This is a genomic window from Parolsenella sp. (genome assembly GCF_982402205.1).
The window spans coordinates 1-4,359 of record NZ_CEVYAT010000135.1; the positions used below are offsets into that span (position 1 = coordinate 1).

The window sequence follows — 4,359 nt, forward strand, 5'->3', positions numbered from 1 at the left end:
TGCCGAGCGCTTCATGGCCGCCCTCAACATCGCCGCAATCGAGACGCACGTGGCAGACGCCCGCACCTGCTGCCTGCACCCCGCGAGCTCAACCCATCGCCAGATGACCGACGAGGAGCTCGTGGCCGCCGGCATCTCCCCCGCGATGGTGCGCATGAGCTGCGGCCTCGAGGGCACCGAGGACCTCGTCGCCGACATCGCCCAGGCGCTCGACCAGGCCTAGCGGCGCATCTCCGCGACCCGCCCGGCGACAAGTGCGAGAGGGACGGCGGAGCCGAGAAGAGCGGCGGGCCCGCAAGCCACCGAGCAGTCGCGGACGCCGACAGCCCCTCGCAAACAAAACAGCCCGCAACAGAGAAGAGGGCCGCGAGCGTCACGTGACGCCCGCGGCCCTCGCGCTTGCTTCTCGAGCAACAAACCCCTGCTAGGTGCTTACGCCTTGGGCTTCTGCGCCTCGTCGGTCTCGGCAACCTGCTCAAGCTCGTGCGCGCCGTCCTCGGGGCGCTCGAGCTCGGGGATGAGCATGCGGTAGGCGTTCTCGGTGGCGTTCTTGCGCGTGCTCTTCCTGGCGTACATCTTCACCGCACCGGAGGACTTGGCGATCGACTGCAGGGTGCCGGCGCCGGCCACGCAGCCGCCCGGGCAGGCCATGCCCTCGATGAGGTAGCCGTTGTACTTGCCCTTGGTGGCGAGCTTCATCAGCTTGCGGCAGTCCTCGAGGCCCTCGGCGTTCGCGACCTTGACCTCGCGGTCGGGGTAGCGGCGGTGAATCGCGTTGACCACGGCGTTGGCGACGCCACCGGCAACGGCAAAGCCGCGGCCGTCGGCGCTCGCGACCTCAAAGTCGCCACCCTCGCCTGCGAGGCTCGTGTAGTCGATGCCCTTGGCCTCCATCATGCCGGCCATCTCCTCGAAGGTCAGCACGAAGTCGACCTCGCTCTTGACGCTCTTGCGCATGGCCTCGAGCTTCTTGGCCGAGCACGGCCCCACGAACACGATCTTGGCGTTGGGGTGCTGCCGGCGGATGAGCCTGGCCGTGAGCGTCATGGGCGTGAGCGCCATGGAGATGCAGCCCGCGTGCTCCGGGAACTCCTTCTTGGCCATGACCGACCAGGCCGGGCAGCACGAGGTGCCCATGAACGGGATCTTCTCGGGAACCTCCTCGAGGAAGTCCTCGGCCTCCTCGACGGTGCAGAGGTCGGCGCCCAGGGCCACCTCCTCCATGCCGGCAAAGCCCAGCTGCTTGAAGGCCTCGCGCAGCTTGTCGACGTTGCCCTTGCCGCCAAACTGGCCCACGAAGGCGGGCGCCACCTCGGCGATGACCTCGTCGCCGGCGTTGATGGCCATGATGGTCTGGAAGATCTGGCTCTTGTCGGCGATGGCGCCAAACGGGCAGTTGACCAAGCACTGGCCGCAGCTCACGCACTTCTCGTAGTCGATGTCGGCGCGGCCGTTCTCGTCGGAGCCAATGGCGTGCATGCCGCAGGCCTCGGCGCAGGGGCGCACGTGGTGGTGAATGGCGTGGTAGGGGCACACGTTGGCGCAGCGACCGCAGCTGATGCACTTGTCGTGGTCGATGAAGGCCTTCTTGTCCTTGAACGAGATGGCGCCCTTGGGACAGCTCTCGCGGCAGGGGTGCGCGAGGCAGCCCTGGCAGGCGTTGGGCATCACGCGGTAGACGTTGTCCTCGCACGCGTTGCAGGCGAACTTGATGACGTTGACCAGCGGCGGCTCGTAGTAGGTCTCGGGCACGGCGGCCTTGCGAATGCCGTCGGTCACGGTCTCAGGCTGGTCGAGGTCCTGCAGCGGCAGGCCCATCGCCAGGCGGATGCGCTCCTGCACGATGGCGCGCTCGAGAAAGACCGACTCGCGGTAGGTCGCGACGTTGCCGGGAATGAGCTTGTAGGGCAGCTGGCGCAGCTCGTGGACCGCCTCGGGAACGGGGTCGTCGGTCGTCGCCAGGTCCTTGGCAGAGCCGTAGGCCACCTTGGCGACCTCGGTGAACACCCTGCGTCGGATGTCGGTTAGGTTGGTGTAGACGCCACGCATAGTTCCAGCCATGAAAGTCCTCTCCTCCAGTTTGGGCCCCGCTTGGCCCGGCGCGGCCACGCATCCCCATGCGCGCCCGCGCAGACGTAGTCACGCGCCTCCCCAGGCGCGCCTCAATCAAACGACCATATATTAGCAGTCAACTTGGGCGGATGCGCGCCGGGGTGTCCCTCATTTGCGCTTCTCGCCCATTCCACACGAAAAGGCCCGTTACCTCGAAAAATAAGAGGCAAATCGTTCGGGATACGGAACGCTCAGGGCCAGCCGCTCGCCCGTCACGGGATGGGCGAGAACCTCGCTGACGGCATGGAGCATGAGCGGGGTGCGACCCGCTCGGTCGGCCGGCACGCCGTAGAGGGCGTCGCCCAGGATGGGATAGCCACGGCTCGCGAGGTGCACGCGAATTTGGTGCTTGCGCCCGGTTCTGAGCGTGAGCTCGACCAGGCTCACGCGGGCGCGGGGCGGGCCCGCGACGTCGAGTGGGCGCACGAGCGTGAGCGAGGGCTTGCCGCGGGCGTCGACGCGCATGCGACGTGCGTCATGGCGGTCGCGGGCAAGGCCGGTGTCGATGCGGGTGAGCGTGGGCGGTACCTCCCCGCGCACGATGGCGAGGTAGCGCTTCTCGACGCCGTCGTGCTCCGCCACGAGGGCGTCAAGCCTGGGCTGCACCTCCTTGGAGAGCGAGAACAGCACGAGGCCCGTCGTGTCGGCGTCGAGGCGCTGCACAGCCTGGAGCTGCGCGGCGGCCTCCTGGCGCCCCTCGTCCAGGAGGTGGGCGCGCACGGCGTCGGTGAGCGTGGCGGCACCTGTGCCGTCACCATGCACGATGACGCCGGCGGGCTTGTCGGCCGCGAGCAGCCACTCGTCCTCATAGATGAGGGCCGGCGCCGCAAGCGCGACGCCGACTCCCCCGTTGGTCTTATCTTGCGAGCTCACGAGGCTTAGGCCTGGGCGAGGCGCTCGGCCACACGCTCAGCGAGCTCGGCGGCGGGCACGCTCACCTGCTCGTGGGTCTTCATGTCGCGGATGGTCGCGGTGCCGGCCTCGACCTCCTCGGGGCCCAGCACCACGCACAGGACGGCACCGTGCTTGTCGGCCTGCTTGAACTGGGCCTTGAGCGAGCGGCCCTGGTAGTCGGCCTCGGTGCGGATGCCGGCGCGGCGAAGCGCCAGCGTGGCCGTGAAGACGGCGGGGCGCAGGTCGACCTCGGTGCCGGCCACGTAGACGCAGCCCGGCTCGTCTCCGCCCAGGTTCACACCCTCGGCCTCGAGGGCCAGCATGACGCGCTCGAAGCCCACGGCAAAGCCGATGCCCGGGGTGGGCTTGCCGCCCTCGAGCTCCATCAGGCCGTCGTAGCGGCCGCCGCCGCCAATGGCGCCAATCGCTGGGTCGGGCGTGTAGTCGACCTCGAAGACGGTGCGGGTGTAGTAGTCCAGGCCGCGCACGAGCGTCGGGTCCTCCTCGTAGGCGATGCCCGCCTCGTCGAGGTAGCGCTTCACCTGCTCATAGTGGGCGGCGCACTCCTCGCAGAGGTTCTCGTGGGCAAGCGGGGCGTCTGCCATGACCTCGCGGCAGTGGTCGTTCTTGCAGTCGAAGGCGCGCAGGGGGTTTATCTCCGCACGCTCGCGGCACTCCTCGCACATCTCGTCGGCATGGTCGAGGATGAAGGAGCGGACCTTCTCGCGATAGGCCGGGCGGCATGCGGCGTCGCCCATCGAGTTGATGGCCAGGTGCAGGTGAGCAGGGTCGATGCCCAGCGCACGGTAGAAGTCCATGAGGATAATGATGCACTCGGCATCAGCCGCGGGGTCGGGCGCGCCCAGCCACTCAATGCCCACCTGGTGGAACTGGCGCAGGCGGCCCTTCTGCGGGCGCTCGCCGCGAAACATCGGCTCGGCGTACCACAGCTTCACCGGGGCGCCGCCCTGCGGCACGAAGTTGTTCTCGACGGCGGCGCGCACCACGCCAGCCGTGCCCTCCGGGCGCATGGCGAGACGCTGCTTGGGCTTGAGGCCGGCGTCGTTGCCGGCCGCGAACACGCGGTCGAGCAGCGCGCCGGAGAAGACGCGGAACATCTCCTTGCGCACCACGTCCGTGGACTCGCCGATACCGTGCACGAACGTGGAGACCTGCTCCATCGCCGGCGTCTCGATGGCCGAGAAGCCGTAGGGGGCAAACGTCTCGCGCGCCACCTGCTGCATGCGCTCCCAGGCACGCATGCGCGCGCCGTACAGGTCCTCGGTGCCTTCCGCCTTGTTAGCCATGATTGCACGTCCCTCTCAGTCGCGGTTTAACCTGTTGAGTATACCG

The 4,359-nt window shown here is 68.4% G+C and carries 4 protein-coding genes; 1 reads left to right on the forward strand and 3 read right to left on the reverse strand.

Features of this window, described 5'->3' with window-relative positions; all coding sequences use genetic code 11:
- The coding region (locus AC1VTH_RS06940; RefSeq protein ID WP_481335425.1) for a PLP-dependent transferase at nucleotides 1–223 on the forward strand (223 nt) is incomplete at its 5' end.
- 209 nt (nucleotides 224–432) lie between these two features.
- Here AC1VTH_RS06940 and AC1VTH_RS06945 read toward each other — a convergent pair.
- The 3 genes from AC1VTH_RS06945 to hisS form a co-directional block, all read right to left on the reverse strand.
- Nucleotides 433–2,061 carry a 4Fe-4S dicluster domain-containing protein gene (locus AC1VTH_RS06945; RefSeq protein ID WP_481335426.1) on the reverse strand — a complete coding sequence of 543 codons (1,629 nt, stop codon included), beginning with the start codon at nucleotides 2,059–2,061 and terminating at the stop codon, nucleotides 433–435.
- 198 nt (nucleotides 2,062–2,259) lie between these two features.
- Complete coding sequence (locus AC1VTH_RS06950) at nucleotides 2,260–2,985, reverse strand: RluA family pseudouridine synthase (protein WP_481335427.1); 726 nt, start codon at nucleotides 2,983–2,985, stop codon at nucleotides 2,260–2,262.
- A 5-nt stretch (nucleotides 2,986–2,990) separates the two neighbouring features.
- Nucleotides 2,991–4,313 carry a histidine--tRNA ligase gene (hisS, locus tag AC1VTH_RS06955; protein WP_481335428.1) on the reverse strand — a complete coding sequence of 441 codons (1,323 nt, stop codon included), beginning with the start codon at nucleotides 4,311–4,313 and terminating at the stop codon, nucleotides 2,991–2,993.
- Nucleotides 4,314–4,359 lie beyond the last annotated feature (46 nt).